Source organism: Thioalkalivibrio sp. ALM2T (assembly GCF_000381505.1).
In the GTDB taxonomy this organism is placed as follows: domain Bacteria; phylum Pseudomonadota; class Gammaproteobacteria; order Ectothiorhodospirales; family Ectothiorhodospiraceae; genus Thioalkalivibrio; species Thioalkalivibrio versutus.
Genome location: NZ_KB906558.1, coordinates 113,090 through 129,469, shown reverse-complemented (window position 1 = coordinate 129,469; position 16,380 = coordinate 113,090). Strand labels below are relative to the sequence as shown.

Sequence of the window (16,380 nt, the reverse complement as noted above, 5' to 3'; positions counted from 1 at the left end):
ACGCTCAAACGGCGATGGGGGCCTTGATCGGGGGGTGGGACTGGTAGTCGCGCACCTCGATGTCGTCGAAGGTGAAGGCGAACAGGTCGGTGACGTCCGGGTTCAGGTGCAGGGTTGGCAACGGCAGCGGCTCCCGCCCGAGCAGTTCTTCGACCTGCTCCTGGTGGTTGCGGTAGAGGTGGGCGTCGCCGAAGGTATGGACGAACTCGCCGGGCTTCAGGCCCACCACCTGCGCGAGCATGTGGGTCAGCAGGGCGTAGCTGGCGATGTTGAACGGCACGCCGAGAAAGACATCCGCGCTGCGCTGGTAGAGCTGGCAGGACAGGCGATTGTCGGCCACGTAGAACTGGAACAGGGTGTGGCAGGGCGCCAGGGCCATGCGCCCGGCCTCCGCGTTGGCCTGTGGCGAGATGGATTCATCCGGCAGGTCGGCCACGTTCCAGGCACTGATGATGTGGCGCCGGGAGTGGGGGCGGTTCCTCAGGTTGTCGATCAGTTCGGCAAGCTGGTCGTGGCCGGCCCAGTTGCGCCACTGCGCGCCGTAGACGGGACCCAGGTCGCCGGCCTCGGTGGCCCACTCGTCCCAGATGCGGACCTTGTGCTCGCGCAGGTAGTCGACATTGGTGTCACCGGCGATGAACCACAGCAGTTCGTGGATTACCGAGCGCAGGTGGGTGCGTTTGGTGGTGACCAGCGGGAAGCCGTCGGCCAGGTCGAAGCGCATCTGGTAGCCGAATACCGAGCGCGTGCCGGTACCGGTGCGGTCCGGGCGGTCCGTGCCGTGGTCGCGGATGTGCCGCACCAGGTCCAGGTATTGCTGCATCTCAGGCGGTCTCCGGGGTCGGGCGGGGTGCGGGCAGCGGATTGCGCCGCGACCAGACGATCAGGGCAACGCCGAACAGGATCACCGGCAGGGTCAGGACCTGCCCCATGGTGAGCCAGTCGAAGGCGAGGTAGCCGAGATGGGCGTCGGGCACGCGGACGAACTCGACCGCGAAGCGGAAGCTGCCGTAAAGCGTCAGGAACAACCCGGAGATCAGTCCGGTACGCCGCGGCTGGCGCGAGACGACCCACAACACCACGAACAGCACGAGCCCCTCGAGGAAGGCCTGGTACAGCTGCGACGGATGACGGGGGATGTAGTCCGCGGCCGGGAAGACCATGGCCCAGGGCAGGTCGGTGGGTTTGCCCCACAGCTCGCCGTTGATCCAGTTGCCGATGCGCCCGGCCCCGAGGCCGATCGGGATCAGCGGGGCGATAAAGTCCGTCAGACGGAAGAACGGCTGGCCGATCTTGCGGGCGTATAGCCAGCAGGTGACCAGCACGCCGGCCAGCCCGCCGTGGAAGGCCATGCCGCCCTCCCAGATGCGGAACAGGCTCAGCGGGTCGGCCAGCGTCGTGTCGAGATTGTAGAACAGTGCATAGCCGAGCCGCCCGCCGACGACGACCCCGAGTACGCCCCAGAACAGCAGGTCACCGACCTGCCAGGGGTGCAGGGGGTCCCAGTTGCGACTGCGTGTGCGCCATACGCCCAGCGCCCAGAAGGCGACAAATCCGACCAGGTATGTCAGGCCGTACCAGTACAGGGTCAGTGGGCCGATGGACAGGGCAACGGGGTCGATAAACGGGTGTGTGGGCATGGGCGCTTGCGGATGAAAAACCGGCTGCACATGCTACTCGCCCGGGCCCCGGCATGCACCTGCATGCGGGCGGCCGGATCCATTTTTCCAGGAGGCCGCGCGATGAATCGACTGGCCGGGGCCAGCAGCCCGTATCTGCTGCAGCACGCCGACAATCCCGTGGACTGGTACCCCTGGGGCGAGGAGGCGCTGGAGCGCGCACGCCGCGAGGACAAGCCGATCCTGCTCTCGATTGGCTACTCTGCCTGCCACTGGTGCCACGTGATGGCCCATGAGTCCTTCGAGGACCCGGACACCGCCGCGGTGATGAACGAACGCTTCGTCAACATCAAGGTGGACCGCGAGGAGCGCCCGGACCTCGACCGCATCTACCAGAACGCGCACATGCTGCTGTCGCAGCGCCCCGGTGGCTGGCCGCTGACCGTCTTCCTGACCCCGGACCAGGTGCCGTTCTTCGCCGGGACCTACTTCCCGGACACCCCGCGCCACGGCCTGCCATCGTTCGTGGACCTGATGAGCCGGGTGTCCGATTTCCTCGCCGAGCACCCCGAGGAGATCCAGCGCCAGAACGACTCGTTGCAGCAGGCACTGGGGCGGATCTACAGCCCGGCCGGTGGCGCGATCCCGGCCCTCAGTGTCATCGACAAGGGGCGCGCCGAACTGGCGAAGACCTTCGACGAGCAGTTCGGCGGTTTTGGGGACGCCCCCAAGTTCCCGCACCCAGCCTCGCTCGAGTGGCTGGCCTGGCACTCGGCGCGCCATGGCGATGCCGAGGCGGAGCGCATGCTGGCCCGTACCCTGGGTGCGATGGCCGCCGGCGGGATTTTCGATCAGGTGGGCGGTGGCTTTTGCCGCTACTCGGTGGATGCCCGCTGGATGATCCCGCACTTCGAGAAGATGCTCTACGACAACGGGCCGTTGCTGGGGCTGTACGCTGAGCGCGCCGCGCACGGCGACGAACGCGCGCGGCGGGTGGTGGAGCCGACGGTCGCCTGGCTGGAGCGCGAGATGCGGGATCCCTCCGGGGCCTTTTATTCGAGCCTGGACGCGGACTCCGAGGGCGAGGAAGGACGCTTCTATGTCTGGGACCCGGAGACGGTCCAGGCGCTCCTGACGGAGGACGAGTGGGCCGTCGCCAGCCGGGTCTGGGGGCTCAACGGTCCGGTCAATTTCGAGGGGCGCTGGCATCTGCACGAAGTGGCGCCAGCGGCGACCGTCGCGGATGCGCTGGGGATCGACGAGGCGGAGGCGAACACGCGTCTGGACGGTGCCCGCGAACGACTGCTCGCGGCACGCGAGGACCGGGTGCGGCCGCATCGCGACGAGAAGATCCTGGGCGCCTGGAATGCCCTGATGATCTCGGGCCTGGCGCGTGCCACGCGCGCCCTGGAGCGCCCGGAATGGTTGCGCCTGGCACGCGAGGCGATGACCGCCGTGCGCGAGCGTCTGTGGCGCGACGGCCGGTTGTACGCCAGCGTGCGCGAGGGGGCGACCGGCGCGATGCCGCGCGCCTACCTGGACGATCACGCCCTGTTGCTGGAGGCCACGCTGGCGCTGCTGGAGGCCGAGTGGGACAGCGACCTGCTGGCCTGGGCCACCACGCTGGCCGACACCCTGCTGGAGGAATTCGAGGATCGCGAACAGGGCGGTTTCTTCTTCACCGCCCGGGATCACGAGGCACTGATCCAGCGCCCGAAGGTCTATGCCGACGATGCCATGGCAGCCGGCAACGGGACCGCCGCTCAGGTATTGCAGAAACTCGGGTTCCTGCTGTCCGAACCCCGCTACCTGGAGGCGGCCGAGCGCACGCTGGCGAACGCCGGCCCGATGGTCGAGCAGGCGCCACTGGGCCACATGAGCCTGCTGACCGCGCTGGACATCCATTACCAGGCGCCGGCCCTGGTCGTGCTGCGGGGGCCGGCCGACGAACTTCCCGCGTGGCAGCAGCGACTGCGGGCGCAGGATGCTCCGGTGTGGGCCTTCGCGATTCCCGCGCAGGCCGGCGATCTGCCCGCCGCGCTCGCGGAGAAAGCCGCCCCGGAGACGGGCGTGCGGGCCTATGTCTGTCGTGGGTTGCAGTGCGCGGCTCCGGTGACCAATCCCGTTGCGCTGGAACGCGCGCTCGACGAGGGTTGAATCGCCCGGACTCGCACCCACGGTAGAATGAGGGCTCCTGCGGGAATTGACCGATTCATTGCAAAAGGGAATGTTCGAATGAGCGAGAAAAAGCTGATGGATTTCGTCGCCGAGGCGCGGAAGAACGTGAAGGAGATCGCCCCGGCGGATCTTGCCGAGAAGATGGAGAACGGCGAGGACTGGCTGGTGGTGGATGTGCGCGAGCCCTACGAGTTCGAAAAGATGCACGCGCCGAATTCCATCCTCGTCCCGCGCGGCCTGCTGGAGGGCGCCGCCGATCCCAACACCCCGCACCGCATTGATGCGCTGGTGAACGCGCGCGAGAAGCCGGTGGCCGTGATGTGCGCAACCGGCGGCCGTGCCGCGATGTCCGTGCAGCGACTGCAGGACATGGGGTTCACCAACGTGGTGAACATCGCCGGTGGTATCAAGAGCTGGGAAGGCGAGGACCTGCCGGTGGAATCCGGCGCCTACACGGGCCCGCTGCCGTAGCAGGGGCTGGCGGGGCGGGGGCAGGGGCCTCCGCCCCGAACGGTGCCGTATTCGGGCACGGTTCCGGCGGCGGGTTCATCCGACCGTCATCGTTCCTACACGGGGCGGTCAACCACGCGGCGTAGTCTCCGGGACAGTTCAACCGGAGGTCGCCAGCATGAGCGAACCGCAGCTGTCCCCAGCTACACCGATCGCGGCGAACGAAGCCGCCTACCGCGTCCACCTCGCGTCCAGCCCGTCGGACCTCGAGGCGGCCCAGCGCCTGCGCCATGAGGTCTTCGCCGGCGAGATGGGGGCTGCGCTTCCGGATACTGGATCCGGTCTGGACCGGGATCCCCTGGACCCCTTCTGTCATCACCTGCTGGTGCGCGAACGGCGCTCCGGTACGGTGGTTGCCTGCACGCGCATCCTGACCGAGGAGAGCGCCAGCACGGCCGGTGGTTTCTACTCGCTGTCCGAATTCGAACTGGGTCCTTTGATGAATCTCCCGGGGAAGACCCTGGAGATCGGCCGCACCTGCGTGCGCGCGGATCATCGTCAGGGGGGCGCAATCAACGCGCTGTGGACCGGCCTGGCGCGGTTCATGAACGCCCATCGCTACGACTACCTGATGGGCTGTGCGAGCCTGCCATTGAGCGAGCAGACGCCGGCCCAACTGGCCTGGCTACGCCTGTTCCATCGAGCGCCATCACGTCTGCGGGTGACGCCGCGCCGGCCGCTGCCCAATTCCCTGACCATCTGCCATGGCACGCCCAGCCGTACCGGGCTGCCGCCGTTGCTGAAAGCCTACCTTCGCCTGGGTGCCCGGGTCTGTGGCGAGGCCTGTTTCGATCCCGACTTCAACGTGGCCGACGTGCTTGTCCTGCTGGATGTGCGCGCCATGCCGGACCGTTACCATCGGCACTTCATGGGCGCTATGACGCCCGCAAGCCGAGGAACGGGGCATGACCGGAACACTGCGGGCACTGGGTAGGCTGATGCGCATCGTGCTGCACATGCTGGCGGGGGTCTGGCTGACCTGGTGGATGGTCCGCCGGGGGGCCGACTTCGCGGAACGCAGCCGCATCCGCCGCGCCTGGTACGACCGCGCGCTGTGGATCGTGGGTGTGCGGCTCCGGATCCATGGTGAGGAACCCCGGCGTACGTCACTGGTGGTGGCCAACCATGTCTCCTGGCTGGATATCCCGCTGATCGGCGCCGCGATGGACACCTGTTTCCTCTCTAAGGCGGAGATCGCACGTTGGCCGATCATCGGCTGGCTCGGCCGTCAGCATGACACCCGCTTCATCGAACGCGGGGCCAATCAGGCGTCGGCCCACTTCGAGGCGATGCAGGCCGGGCTCGACGAGGGCCTGCAGTTCGTGGTGTTCCCGGAAGGCACGACCAGCCGCGGCGAGTTCGTGCGCCGGTTTCATCCGCGACTGTTTGCGGCCGTGGCCGGCACCCAGCATCCGGTGCAGCCGGTGGCGCTGGCCTACGAAGGCATGCCGAACGGCCCGGTGCCGGTGTCCTACGCGGAAGACGATCGCCTGATCGCGAACGTCTGGAAGCTGTTGTGTCGACGCGAGACGCAGGTGGACCTGCATCTTCTGGCCCCGCGGGAATCCGCCAACCAGGATCGGCGCAGTCTGGCCGACGGCGCCCGCAGCGCCATTGTCGATGTGCTCGGCCTGCCGGTCGATCCGCCTTCGGGGCGGGGAACCGCCCGCGCCTCGTAGCGGCGGGCGGGGAGGAGGTTCACCATGTCGTCGCCGCTACACACGGAATCCCGTCGCCCCTCCCGCACATGTCTGAACCTTGCCCTGGTGACCGAGACCTGGCCACCGGAGGTCAATGGTGTGGCCCATACCCTCGCGCGCCTGGTTGAGGGGATGCGTAGCCGCGGCCATCGCGTGCAGGTGCTCCGTCCGTGTCAGCCGGGCGAATCGAAGGCCGTCGTCGTGGACCCGCTGGAGACGGATGGTTTAATGGAGGAGCGGCCACTGCCGGGGTTGCCGCTTCCGGGCTACAGCGGTTTGCGCATGGGATTGCCGGCTCGCCGGCGCTTGACGGCGCTGTGGACCGAACACCGGCCCGATGCTGTGTATGTCGCGACCGAAGGGCCGCTTGGCCACTCGGCCCTGCGCGCGGCACGGCGCCTCGGGATCCCCGTCGCATCGGGGTTCCACACCCATTTCGATGGCTATGCCCGCTACTACGGCGTGGGTTGGCTGACGCCTCTGGTGCGGGCCGTCCTGCGCCGTTTCCACAATCGCTGCGACGTAACCCTGGCCCCCACGCAGGCACTGGCCACAAGCCTTGCAGGCCATGGCTTCGAGCGCGTGCGGGTGATGGCGCGCGGCGTGGATACCCGGCACTTCACGCCGGCACGGCGATCCTCGCGCCTGCGCCGGCAATGGGGGCCCGGGCCGGTGGTCCTGTACGTCGGCCGCCTGGCGCCAGAGAAGAATCTGGGTCTGGTGGTGGAGGCCTTTCGTGTGTTGCAGGAGCGCGTGCCCGAGGCCCGCCTGGTACTGGTAGGCGACGGACCCTCCCGTGTCGCGCTTGAGCGGGCACACCCGGACCTGATCTTTACCGGGCAGCAGGTGGGGCAGGCCCTGGCCCAGCACTACGCCAGCGCCGACCTGTTCCTGTTCCCATCCACCTCCGAGACCTTCGGCAACGTGGTGATCGAGGCCATGGCCAGCGGGCTCCCGGTGCTGGCCTTCGATACCGCGGCGGCTCACGAGCACGTGATCAGCGGCGTGAGCGGCGCCCGGGTGCGCTTTGCCGGAGACGTCACCGTGGATGCGGCCGCTTTCCTCACGGTCGCTGCGGAACTCGCACAGGCCCGGGAGGGATGGAGAGAGATGGGGCGCCACGCCCGGGTGTGCGCCCGGGGCCTTGATTGGGTCGAGGTGGTCGCCGAGTTCGAAACGGTTTGTCTGGAAATCCTGGGAGAGCCGCGTGATGCGAGTCCTGCAATGGATGGATGAACTGGAGCTGGCGATCTGCGAGCAGTTCAACCATTACAATCGGCGCCGCGCCGTCAGCGGGTTCTTCGGCTGGATTAGCCGCCTGGGCGATGGGGTCATCTGGTATGCGCTGATGCTTGCCCTGCCACTGATCCATGGGCCGCAGGCGGCCTGGGTTAGTCTGCAGATGGCGGCAGTGGGACTGGCCTCGCTGCCGCTCTACAAGTGGCTGAAGCGGCGCACCAGCCGGCGTCGTCCCTGCCATCGTGGTCGTCCGTTCGCGCGCACCGTGGATCCGCTGGACGAGTTCAGTTTCCCCTCCGGCCATACGATGCACGCGGTGGGGTTTACGGTGATCCTGGTGGCCTGGTTCCCGGTGTGGGCGTGGCTGGTCGTGCCGTTCGCGGTGCTGGTGGCCGCCTCGCGGCTGGTGCTGGCCCTGCACTACCCGAGTGATGTCGCCATGGGCGCCTTGATCGGCGCAACGGTGGCTGCCACCGTTCTTGGACTGGTCAGCCTGCTCTGACAGCCGAACCTGCGTCACCCACCTTGTCATCCCGGAAACCGCGTAGCGGTTATCCGGGATCTCGTTGAACGGCCCGGGGCGTTCCCGGAGATCCCGGCTCTCCGCTTCGCTGCGGCCGGGATGACGGGGAGAGGTTTGCTCCGGCCGGGGGGGCGGTGACAGCTTCGCTCCGGCCGGGATGACGAGGAGGGTTTCACTCCGGCCGGGATGGAGGGGCGTTCAGGCCTTTCCGGGGTGATGGCCCACGGAATGCCCCGCCGGCTGTGTCCGGGGGCAGGGCCCGGCGTCAGCCGCGCAGGGCGAGTGCTTCCTCGTTGTAGGCGGCGTCGATGGTGACGATGGTCTTTTCCACGAGGCGGAAGCCCTCGACCGGGGCGTCGTCGCCCATGTACTTCAGGCGGGTTGGGCCGATGGACTTGACCGCCTCGGCCCGTTCCATGGTGGCGTCCGGGCTGTCGGCACCGGCGCCGTCCATCAGGGCGACCAGGACCTCGGCCGCAATGGGGTTGCGGTGTTCGCCGCTGCGCGCCTTTTCCAGTGACGCGGCGGGGTCGCCGTCCAGGAACACGCCGTCCATGTGTTCGTCCAGATACTGCAGCAGTTGACTTAGCGTCATGGGGTAGGTCTCCCGTTGGGTCTCGAAGCGCCGTCATCGCCTGCGGGCGATGACGGCGGCCGGTAATGGTTCAGCCTTGCTGCGCGTAGGTGGCGCGGGCGGCGGACAGTGCCCGGCCAGGGGTGACCGCGCCCATGTCGGCCAGCACGGCCTCCAGCGCGGACAGGCACAGCAGCACGTTCTTCTCGTTGGCGCCATGGCCCATCAGGCCGATGCGCCAGACCTTGCCCGCGTACGGGCCGAGGCCCGCGCCGATCTCCAGGCCGTAGCGGTTCAGCAGTTCGGCACGTACTGCGGCCTCGTCGACGCCTTCCGGCACGTGGATGGTGTTCAGCTGCGGCAGGCGATGCTCGGCGTCCACCAGGAAGCTCAGGCCCATGGCCTCGATGCCGGCGCGCAGGGCAGCGTGATGACGATCGTGGCGCGACCAGCTGTTTTCCAGGCCTTCCTCGGCGAGGATCACCAGCGATTCGTGCAGGGCGTACAGGGCGTTGATCGGCGCGGTGTGGTGGTAGGCGCGCTTGCCGCCGCCGCCCCAGTAGCCCATGACCAGGTTGAGGTCGAGGAACCAGCTCTGCACCTTGTGGCTGCGGGCCTGGATGCGTTCCACCGCGCGTTCGCTGAAGCTGACCGGCGACAGGCCCGGGGTGCAGGAAAGACACTTCTGCGAGCCGGAGTAGATGGCATCCACGCCCCAGTCGTCGACGTACAGCGGGCTGCCGGCCAGGCCGGTGACCGAATCCACAATGCTCAGGCAGTCATGCTCGCGGGCCAGGCGGCACAGCGTCTCGACATCCGAGCGCGCCCCGGTGGAGGTCTCGGCGTGCACGAAGGCCAGGATTTTCGCGTCCGGGTTGCCCTTCAGCGCGTCCTCGACCTTCTCGGGGGAGACCGGGGCGCCCCAATCGTCCTCGACCAGGACGGCGGTACCGCCGCAGCGCTCGACGTTCTCCTTCATCCGGGTGCCGAACACGCCGTTGATGCAGACGATGACCTTGTCACCCGGCTCGACCAGGTTCACGAAGCAGGTCTCCATGCCGGCGGAACCGGGGGCAGAGACCGGCAGGGTCAGCGCGTTTTTGGTCTGGAAGGCGTACTGCAGCAGGCCTTTCATCTCTTCCATCATGCCGACGAACACCGGGTCCAGGTGCCCGATGATCGGGCGGCTCATCGCGGCGAGCACGCGCGGGTTCACGTCGGAGGGGCCGGGGCCCATCAGGGTGCGCTGCGGGGGGAGGAAGGATTTTGCCTGCATGGATGCGTCTACCGGATTGGAAAAGGGGGAATCTAGAGTGCCGCCGGGGCTTGGGCAAGCGCCCCTACGCACCGGCGGGAGTTGCGGGGCAGTGGCGTTCGAGCAGTGTGAGCCAGTGCTCGACGGGCGTATCGGTCCCGTACTGCAGGTGCGTCTGGCAGCCGATGTTGGCGGTCACGATGCGCGCGGGGCCGCTGGCTTCGAGGTTGTCCAGCTTGCGCTGGCGCAGACGGCCCGCCATTGCCGGCTGGAGGATGGAATAGGTTCCGGCCGAGCCGCAGCACAGATGCGGCTCGGCGACCGGCACCAGGTGGAAGCCGGCGGCCCGCAGTAGCGGTTCCACGCGGCCGGCCAGGCCCTGGCCGTGCTGCAGGGTGCAGGGCGCATGCCAGGCGACGGGCGGGTGATCTGCCGGCGCCCGGATGTCGAGGCTGCGGATGGTCTGGATATCGAATAGCTCAACCGGGTCGCGGACCTGCGCCGTGAAGTGGGCGGCGCGTGCGGCATACGTCGGGTCGTCGGCCAGGATGTGCGCGTAGTCGCGCAGCATCACGCCGCAGCCACTGGCGGTGCTGACGACGGCGTCCACCCCGTCCGCAAGAATCGACTCCCAGGCGTCGAGGTTGGCCCGGACCCGCTCGCGGGTGCGCTCTGCGAACGCCAGGTGGTGTTCCACCGCGCCGCAGCAGCGGGCCTCGCCGGCCTCGACCACCTCGATGCCAAGGCGCCCCAGCAGGCCCCGGAGTGCGGCGTTGATGCGGGCGTCGATCGCATCGTGCACGCAGCCGCCCAATAACAGGACGCGCCCGTGCGGAAAGCCCGCCAGTGTCGCTGGACCCATGCGGGTTGCGCCGGGTCGGGCACTGTGTCGCGCGGGCACGCGGCGTTTCAGGGCGGCGGGTAGCAGCGGACGGGCCAGGCGGCCCAGCCCCAGGGCCGCACGGAACGGCCAGCGCGCCGGCAGCACGCGCACCAGCAGGCTGCGCAGCAGCCGGTCGCGCCAGCCGCGCTGGAGATCTTCCTCGATCACCTCCCGGCCAAAGGCGACCAGGTGGTTGTAATCGACCCCGGAGGGGCAGGTGGTCATGCAGTTGAGACAGGTCAGGCAGCGGTCCAGGTGGGTGCGGGTGGTGGTATTGGCCTCGCCGCTCTCCAGGACCTGCTTGATCTGGTAGATGCGTCCGCGCGGGCCGTCCAGCTCGTCACCCTGTTCCTGATAGGTGGGACAAGTCGCGTTGCAGAAGCCACAGTGCACGCAGGCACGCAGGGCGTCTTCGGCGATGCGCGCCGCCGGATCATTCTCGAAGCGAGGGTGCAGGCGAGTTTCCATGGCCTCAGCTCGCCGGCACGGTGCGTGGATGAGGGGTGATCAGCGGGGCGAAGAACACGCCGTCAGGGTCCAGGGCGGCGCGGACCTCGCCCTCCAGGCGCGCATGGGCCGGGGCGCGGGGGTGCAGCCAGGCCGCCCCCGCCGGATCGCCGGACCACAGGCGGGCGTGTCCGCCCGCTTGCTCGGTGGCAGCGCGCACTGCGTCCGGGGTGGCCGTGGAGCGCAGCCAGCGCTCGCCGCCGCCCCAGTTGAGCAGCCATTCACCGGGCAGATCCAGCGGCGGGGTGGCGGGCGGCAGGCTCAGACGCCACAGGCGCTCGCCGCGGGCCATGGGTCGGGTGAGGAAGGGCAGGTGCCGATCGCGCAGTTGCGCCCAGAAGGCCGGGCCGTCGATGTCCGGTGCCGCGCCCAGGCGCTCGGCGGCCTCTTGCACGGCCTCCTGGCCACCGCCCAGGCGGATGTGGCCGATACCGTCAGCCCAGGCCAGGCCCGAGAACGGCAGGGCCGTACGGCCCCAGTCGCGCGCCTGCTCGATGAAGGCCGCGGCGGAGCTCTCCTGGCGCAGCCAGGCCTGGTAGGCGGGGGCGGGCAGCAGCTTGAAGCTGACCTCCAGCAGCAGGCCCAGGCTGCCGAGGCTGCCGGCCATCAGCCGCGAGACGTCGAAACCGGCGACGTTCTTCATCACTTCGCCGCCGAAGCGCAGGATCTCGCCGCGACCGTTGACGATGCGGGTGCCAAGCACGGCGTCGCGCAGGCTGGCGGTCCAGGGGCGGCGTGCACCGGACAGGCCCACGGCCACCATGCCGCCCACGGTGCTGGACGGTGTGGGCATGGCCGGTTCGAAGGGCAGCATCATGCCCACCTCTTCCAGCGCGGCCTGCAGTTCCATCACCGGCGTGCCGGCGCGCACGGTCACCACCAGCTCGCTGGGTGCGAGGTTGACGATGCCGTGATGGCCGCTGGCCTCCAGTGGCTGGACATCCGGTTCGAAGCCCGTGGGGAAGGCACGCGCGCGCTGACTGCCGCCTCCGGCGATCGCCAGGCGGTGCCCGGCGGCGACGGCCGTTCGGATGCGCTCGGCCAGCCCGGCGGACTGGTCGGTTCCAGTATCCATAGGTGTGCTCGCGAAGCTGGGGACTAGCCGGTCTCGAGGGTCAGACGCACGCGCTCCAGACGATGGCGTACCTCGCCGGCCAGGTCTTCGACACCGGGTTTGTCGACCAGACCCATGACCGCGACCGGGTCCATGAAGCCGACCGTGCAGGTGCCGTTCTCGTTGTCCTGCACCAGGACGTTGCAGGGCAGCAGCAGGCCGATGTTGGGATCGGCTTCGACGGCCTGGCGTGCAAGGTTCGGGTTGCAGGCGCCGAGGATGCGGTAGGGGCGATGCTCCAGATCCAGTTTCTTCTTGAAGGCCGCAGCGACGTCGATATCGCTGAGGATGCCGAAGCCCTCCTCGCCGAGGGCGGCCGTGGTCTGCGCGATCACGTCCTCGATGCCGCCCTTCACGATGACATTGAAGCCGTAGTTGGGTTGTTCCATTGCGGTGTACTCCGATTGCGGTTCGTGGTTACGCCGAAAGGGCGGGGGTGTCGGCGGAAGGGCCGCGCCCCGGCGGTTCCGCGCGTCGGCGCTGATTCCAGACTACCAGCAGTCCCAGCGCCAGGGCCGGAAGGTAGAACCAGTATGGGCTGGGGCGCTCGGTCGGCACCAGTACGCCGGTGATGGTCCAGCCACCCTCCAACCCTACTCGGCCGGCCGGGCTGCCGAAAGCGACCGTCTGGATCTGTGCTTTCTGGTCGTCCGGGTCGAAGCGCACGTCCAGCCCGGCGTCGGCCAGACGCTCGCGCGGGGCCAGGTCGGGGTCGCCCAGGGGGAACATCACCGTGCGGGTGATCTCGCGGCCCTCCAGATCGATGCCGGTGGCCTCCAGGCGCAGCGAGTGGCGGTCCGGGATGGTCTCGACGACCTCGAGCAGGGTCTCCGCCGGCTGGTGCTGATAGGGAGCCGCGATGCGGTCCATCAGCACGGTCGGGACCAGCAGCACGAAGGCGACTACCATCAACGCGGCGGACTCCCAGTAGTGGCTGCGGGTTAGGAACCAGCCCTGGGTGGCCGCGGTAAAGGCGAGGATGCCGGCCAGCGAGCCGAGGAAGACCAGTGCCAGCTGGAACACGTTGTCCACCCCGATCAACAGCAACTGGCTGTTAAAGATGAAGAAGAACGGCAACGCGATGGTGCGCAGGCTATAGGCGAAGGCCTGGATCCCGGTGCGAATCGGATCGGCCTTCGCGATTGCCGCGCCGGCAAAAGAGGCCAGGCCCACCGGTGGCGTCACGTCGGCCATGATGCCGAAGTAGAACACGAACAGGTGGGCCGCGATCAGCGGGATCAGGATGTCGTGCTGGGCCCCCAGATCGACGATGATCGGGGCCATCAGGGTCGCCACAATGATGTAGTTCGCGGTGGTCGGCAGGCCCAGGCCAAGGACCAGGCTGATCACCGCGGTCAGTATCAGCACCAGCAGCAGGTTGCCGCCGGACAGGGTATCGACCAGGTCGGTCAGCACCAGCCCGACGCCGGTCATCGCCACCGTGCCGACGATGATCCCGGCCGCGGCGGTGGCCAGGCCGATACCGATCATGTTGCGCGCGCCGGTCTCGAAGCCCTGGAACAGTTCCCAGACCCCGACCCACGCGGCTTGCAGGAGACGCCCCTGACGCCGGAACAGGGCGACCAGCGGGCGCTGGGTCAGCACGATGAAGATCATGAACGCCACCGCCCAGAACGCCGCCAGCCCCGGCGACAGGCGTTCGACCACCAGCGCCCAGACCAGGACCACCAGCGGCAGCAGGAAGTGCAGCCCGCTCAGGACCGTGGGGGCGACTCGCGGCAGCGGGCGTTCGGTATCCAGGGCCTCGGGGTCCGGCTCGCGCGCGACGATCCAGACCAGCACCAGGTAGGTCGCGAACAACAGGCCGGCGATGATCCAGGCCGCGGCGTCGCCGGCGACGGTCTTGATCCAGCCCAGTCCCCAGTACACCGCACCCGCCAGGATGATCAGGCTGGCCACGGTCAGGGCGAAGCTGATCAGGCGCCCGCGCCAGGTCGTCACGGTGGCGCGCTGGAGGCCCTCCATACCGTTCTTGCAGGCCTCCAGGTGGACGATGTAGATCAGCGCGATATAGGCGATCAGCGCCGGCAGGATGGCGTGCTTGAGCACCTCGACATAGGGGATGCCGACGTACTCGACCATCAGGAACGCGGCGGCGCCCATCACTGGCGGCATCAGCTGCCCGTTGACCGAACTGGCAACCTCCACGGCCCCGGCCTTGTGCGGGGCGAAACCGACCCGTTTCATCAGCGGAACAGTAAAGGTGCCGGTAGTGACCACGTTGGCGATCGACGACCCGGAGACCACGCCGGTCATCCCGGAGGCCAGTACCGCCGCCTTGGCCGGTCCGCCGCGCAGGTGCCCGAGCAGTGCGAAGGCGACGCGGATGAAGTAGTCGCCGGCCCCGGCGCGTTCCAGCAGTGCGCCAAACAGAACGAACAGGAACACGAAGCTGGTGGAGACCCCCAGCGCGATGCCGAACACCCCCTCGTTGGACAGCCATTGCTGGGCCATCGCGCGCGGGTAGCTGGCGCCGCGATGGGCGATCAGGTCCGGCATTAGCGGCCCGGCGAAGGTATAGAACAGGAAGATCGCGGCGATGATGGTCAGCGCCGGGCCGAGCACCCGGCGGGTGGCCTCCAGCAGCAGGATCAGACCGATCCCGGCCATGATTAGGTCCAGTTCGGTGGGGGCGCCGGGGCGCGCCGCCAGGGCCTCGTGGAACAGGTAGAGGTACAGGGCGCTGAAGGCCGCAACCGCGGCGAACACCCAGTCGCCCAGCGGCACGCGATGGACGGGGTCGTTCCCGCGCAGCAGTGGCCAGGCCACGGCGACCAGGGCGATGCCGACCGCAAGGTAGACCTCGCCCAGGCGTTCCAGGCCGAGGAACTGCCACAGCCCCAGTGCAATCAGGGCCAGCCCACCCAGCGCATAGAGGATGCCGATGGCGTGCTGCCAGCCCTTGCCGCGGGCGGTGGCGCGGACCGCCGGGAACAGCAGATAGCCGAGGAAGATCGCGAACGCCAGGTGGATCGAGCGGGCCTCGGTCTCGGAGACGACGAAGACATCCACCCAGTCGGCGATCGGCGCGGCGATCCAGATCTGGAACAGCGACCAGGCCACGGCCGTGAGCCAGATCAGGCTGCGGGTAGCGCGGCCCGGGTGGCGGCCGCCGGTTTCCAGCTCGGCGACCTGGCGGTCATCCGGTTCGGCTGGGTCCTGGGGTCGAGTCTCAGTCATCGATCAGTCCTGCCTCGCGGAAGTAGCGCCGGGCGCCGGGGTGTATGGGGGCGGACAGACCCTCGTCCACCATGCCCTCGCGTTCGAGACCGCTGAAGGCCGGGTGCAGGCCGCGGAAGGTCTCGAAGTTGTCGAAGACGGCGCGGGTCAGCTCGTAGGCGGCCGTGTTCGAGGTGCGGTCCGAGGTGACCAGGGTGGCACCGACCCCGTAGGTGCGGATGTCCTGGTCTTGCCCCGGGTAGGTATCGGCGGGGATCACGGCCGTGAGGTAATAGGGCGTTGAGCGGATCAGCTCCTCGATCGCCGGGCCCTCGATGGACACCAGGCGGGCGTCGCAGGTGGCGATGGGCTCCTGGATCGCCGCCGACGGATGCCCGACCGAGAAGACGAAGGCGTCGATCCGGTTGTCGCACAGCGCCTGCGCCTGCTCGCGCGAGGGCAGTTCGCCGACGCGGCGGAAGGTGTCGTGGTCCCAGCCGAGCTCCGCCATCAGTTGTTCCATCAGGGTGCGCTGGCCGGAGCCGGGATTGCCGATGTTCACCCGCTTGCCCGGCAGGTCGTCCAGGCCCGCGATGTCCGCGTCCGGGCGGACCACCAGGGTCAGCGGTTCCGGATGCAGGCTGAACATCGCGCGCAGGTGGTCGGCGGGCCCGAAGGCCTCGAAGCGGCCGCTGCCGTGATAGGCGTGGTACTGGAGATCCGACTGGGCCACCCCGAAGTCCATGTCGCCGGAACGCACCATGTTCAGGTTGAACACCGAACCGCCCGTACTCTCCGCGGTGCAGCGCATCCCGTGGCTGTCGCGGCGGGTGTTGAACAGCCGGCACAGGTGCTGGCCGGCCGGGTAGTACACGCCGGTGACGCCGCCGGTGCCGATGTTGATGAAGCGTTGTTCCGCCTGGGCCAGGGGCGCGAGCAGCAACAGGCCGAGGGCAAGCAGCCCAACGGTCAGGTGTCGGGTGCGGCGTCTCGCGGTGCGGTGGTTGGGTCGTCCTCGCATACGGGCTCCGGGGAACAGGCGATTTCGGAAGTGTAGGGAATCGCGGGCCAATGTACACGGTCGCAGCCGGCTGCCAG

The 16,380-nt window shown here is 68.6% G+C and carries 15 protein-coding genes; 6 read left to right on the top strand and 9 right to left on the bottom strand.

Annotated elements, in window-relative coordinates; genetic code table 11:
• Positions 1-4: 4 nt before the first annotated feature.
• A complete protein-coding gene (locus F816_RS0105300; RefSeq protein WP_019593833.1) occupies positions 5-823 on the bottom strand; it encodes a thymidylate synthase in 819 nt (272 codons plus the stop codon).
• A 1-nt stretch (position 824) separates the two neighbouring features.
• Positions 825-1,640: a prolipoprotein diacylglyceryl transferase gene (lgt, locus tag F816_RS0105295; protein ID WP_019593832.1), complete on the bottom strand. Its 816-nt coding sequence runs from the start codon at positions 1,638-1,640 to the stop codon at positions 825-827.
• A 102-nt stretch (positions 1,641-1,742) separates the two neighbouring features.
• On the opposite strand from lgt, the gene F816_RS0105290 reads away from it, so the two are divergent.
• From F816_RS0105290 to F816_RS0105265, 6 genes are all read left to right on the top strand, one after another.
• Positions 1,743-3,776 (top strand): thioredoxin domain-containing protein, encoded by a 2,034-nt coding sequence (locus F816_RS0105290; RefSeq protein ID WP_019593831.1) that lies wholly within the window; start codon positions 1,743-1,745, stop codon positions 3,774-3,776.
• Positions 3,777-3,854: 78 nt separating this feature from the next.
• Positions 3,855-4,268 (top strand): rhodanese-like domain-containing protein, encoded by a 414-nt coding sequence (locus tag F816_RS0105285; RefSeq protein WP_018146120.1) that lies wholly within the window; start codon positions 3,855-3,857, stop codon positions 4,266-4,268.
• Between the two features lie 157 nt (positions 4,269-4,425).
• Entirely contained in the window at positions 4,426-5,241 is an 816-nt protein-coding gene (locus F816_RS0105280) for a GNAT family N-acetyltransferase (protein WP_019593830.1), read from the top strand.
• Positions 5,242-5,245: 4 nt separating this feature from the next.
• The gene (locus F816_RS0105275; RefSeq protein WP_019593829.1) at positions 5,246-5,986 is read left to right on the top strand and encodes a 1-acyl-sn-glycerol-3-phosphate acyltransferase; all 741 of its coding nucleotides are present in this window, start codon (positions 5,246-5,248) and stop codon (positions 5,984-5,986) included.
• 24 nt (positions 5,987-6,010) lie between these two features.
• Positions 6,011-7,243, top strand: coding sequence for a glycosyltransferase family 1 protein (locus F816_RS0105270; RefSeq protein ID WP_019593828.1), 1,233 nt, complete (start codon positions 6,011-6,013; stop codon positions 7,241-7,243).
• Positions 7,218-7,748 carry a phosphatase PAP2 family protein gene (locus F816_RS0105265; protein ID WP_026333138.1) on the top strand — a complete coding sequence of 177 codons (531 nt, stop codon included), beginning with the start codon at positions 7,218-7,220 and terminating at the stop codon, positions 7,746-7,748. Before F816_RS0105270 ends, F816_RS0105265 begins: the two co-directional genes overlap by 26 nt.
• A gap of 286 nt (positions 7,749-8,034) precedes the next feature.
• On the opposite strand, the gene F816_RS0105260 is transcribed toward F816_RS0105265, so the two are convergent.
• The 7 genes from F816_RS0105260 to F816_RS0105230 all read right to left on the bottom strand — a co-directional run bounded on the left by F816_RS0105260 (position 8,035) and on the right by F816_RS0105230 (position 16,303).
• Positions 8,035-8,364, bottom strand: a complete 330-nt coding sequence (locus F816_RS0105260; RefSeq protein ID WP_019593826.1) for a hypothetical protein — start codon at positions 8,362-8,364, stop codon at positions 8,035-8,037.
• A 70-nt stretch (positions 8,365-8,434) separates the two neighbouring features.
• Positions 8,435-9,619 carry an alanine--glyoxylate aminotransferase family protein gene (locus tag F816_RS0105255; RefSeq protein WP_019593825.1) on the bottom strand — a complete coding sequence of 395 codons (1,185 nt, stop codon included), beginning with the start codon at positions 9,617-9,619 and terminating at the stop codon, positions 8,435-8,437.
• A 64-nt stretch (positions 9,620-9,683) separates the two neighbouring features.
• Positions 9,684-10,949: a glycolate oxidase subunit GlcF gene (gene glcF, locus F816_RS0105250; RefSeq protein WP_019593824.1), complete on the bottom strand. Its 1,266-nt coding sequence runs from the start codon at positions 10,947-10,949 to the stop codon at positions 9,684-9,686.
• A gap of 4 nt (positions 10,950-10,953) precedes the next feature.
• Positions 10,954-12,063, bottom strand: a complete 1,110-nt coding sequence (gene glcE, locus F816_RS0105245) for a glycolate oxidase subunit GlcE (RefSeq protein ID WP_019593823.1) — start codon at positions 12,061-12,063, stop codon at positions 10,954-10,956.
• A 23-nt stretch (positions 12,064-12,086) separates the two neighbouring features.
• Positions 12,087-12,491 carry a DUF302 domain-containing protein gene (locus tag F816_RS0105240; RefSeq protein ID WP_018146111.1) on the bottom strand — a complete coding sequence of 135 codons (405 nt, stop codon included), beginning with the start codon at positions 12,489-12,491 and terminating at the stop codon, positions 12,087-12,089.
• A 28-nt stretch (positions 12,492-12,519) separates the two neighbouring features.
• Positions 12,520-15,303, bottom strand: coding sequence for a TRAP transporter permease (locus F816_RS0105235; protein WP_019593822.1), 2,784 nt, complete (start codon positions 15,301-15,303; stop codon positions 12,520-12,522).
• Positions 15,296-16,303 (bottom strand): TAXI family TRAP transporter solute-binding subunit, encoded by a 1,008-nt coding sequence (locus F816_RS0105230; RefSeq protein WP_019593821.1) that lies wholly within the window; start codon positions 16,301-16,303, stop codon positions 15,296-15,298. The genes F816_RS0105235 and F816_RS0105230 overlap by 8 nt, the downstream gene beginning before the upstream one ends.
• Between the last annotated feature and the right edge of the window lie 77 nt (positions 16,304-16,380).

What these genes read in the sequence shown, in the direction of transcription:
- F816_RS0105300 (WP_019593833.1), bottom strand. Translation starts at nt 823, where the DNA reads ATGCAGCAATACCTGGACCTGGTGCGGCACATCCGCGACCACGGCACG.
- lgt (WP_019593832.1), bottom strand. Translation starts at nt 1,640, where the DNA reads ATGCCCACACACCCGTTTATCGACCCCGTTGCCCTGTCCATCGGCCCA.
- F816_RS0105290 (WP_019593831.1), top strand. Translation starts at nt 1,743, where the DNA reads ATGAATCGACTGGCCGGGGCCAGCAGCCCGTATCTGCTGCAGCACGCC.
- F816_RS0105285 (WP_018146120.1), top strand. Translation starts at nt 3,855, where the DNA reads ATGAGCGAGAAAAAGCTGATGGATTTCGTCGCCGAGGCGCGGAAGAAC.
- F816_RS0105280 (WP_019593830.1), top strand. Translation starts at nt 4,426, where the DNA reads ATGAGCGAACCGCAGCTGTCCCCAGCTACACCGATCGCGGCGAACGAA.
- F816_RS0105275 (WP_019593829.1), top strand. Translation starts at nt 5,246, where the DNA reads ATGCGCATCGTGCTGCACATGCTGGCGGGGGTCTGGCTGACCTGGTGG.
- F816_RS0105270 (WP_019593828.1), top strand. Translation starts at nt 6,011, where the DNA reads ATGTCGTCGCCGCTACACACGGAATCCCGTCGCCCCTCCCGCACATGT.
- F816_RS0105265 (WP_026333138.1), top strand. Translation starts at nt 7,218, where the DNA reads ATGCGAGTCCTGCAATGGATGGATGAACTGGAGCTGGCGATCTGCGAG.
- F816_RS0105260 (WP_019593826.1), bottom strand. Translation starts at nt 8,364, where the DNA reads ATGACGCTAAGTCAACTGCTGCAGTATCTGGACGAACACATGGACGGC.
- F816_RS0105255 (WP_019593825.1), bottom strand. Translation starts at nt 9,619, where the DNA reads ATGCAGGCAAAATCCTTCCTCCCCCCGCAGCGCACCCTGATGGGCCCC.
- glcF (WP_019593824.1), bottom strand. Translation starts at nt 10,949, where the DNA reads ATGGAAACTCGCCTGCACCCTCGCTTCGAGAATGATCCGGCGGCGCGC.
- glcE (WP_019593823.1), bottom strand. Translation starts at nt 12,063, where the DNA reads ATGGATACTGGAACCGACCAGTCCGCCGGGCTGGCCGAGCGCATCCGA.
- F816_RS0105240 (WP_018146111.1), bottom strand. Translation starts at nt 12,491, where the DNA reads ATGGAACAACCCAACTACGGCTTCAATGTCATCGTGAAGGGCGGCATC.
- F816_RS0105235 (WP_019593822.1), bottom strand. Translation starts at nt 15,303, where the DNA reads ATGACTGAGACTCGACCCCAGGACCCAGCCGAACCGGATGACCGCCAG.
- F816_RS0105230 (WP_019593821.1), bottom strand. Translation starts at nt 16,303, where the DNA reads ATGCGAGGACGACCCAACCACCGCACCGCGAGACGCCGCACCCGACAC.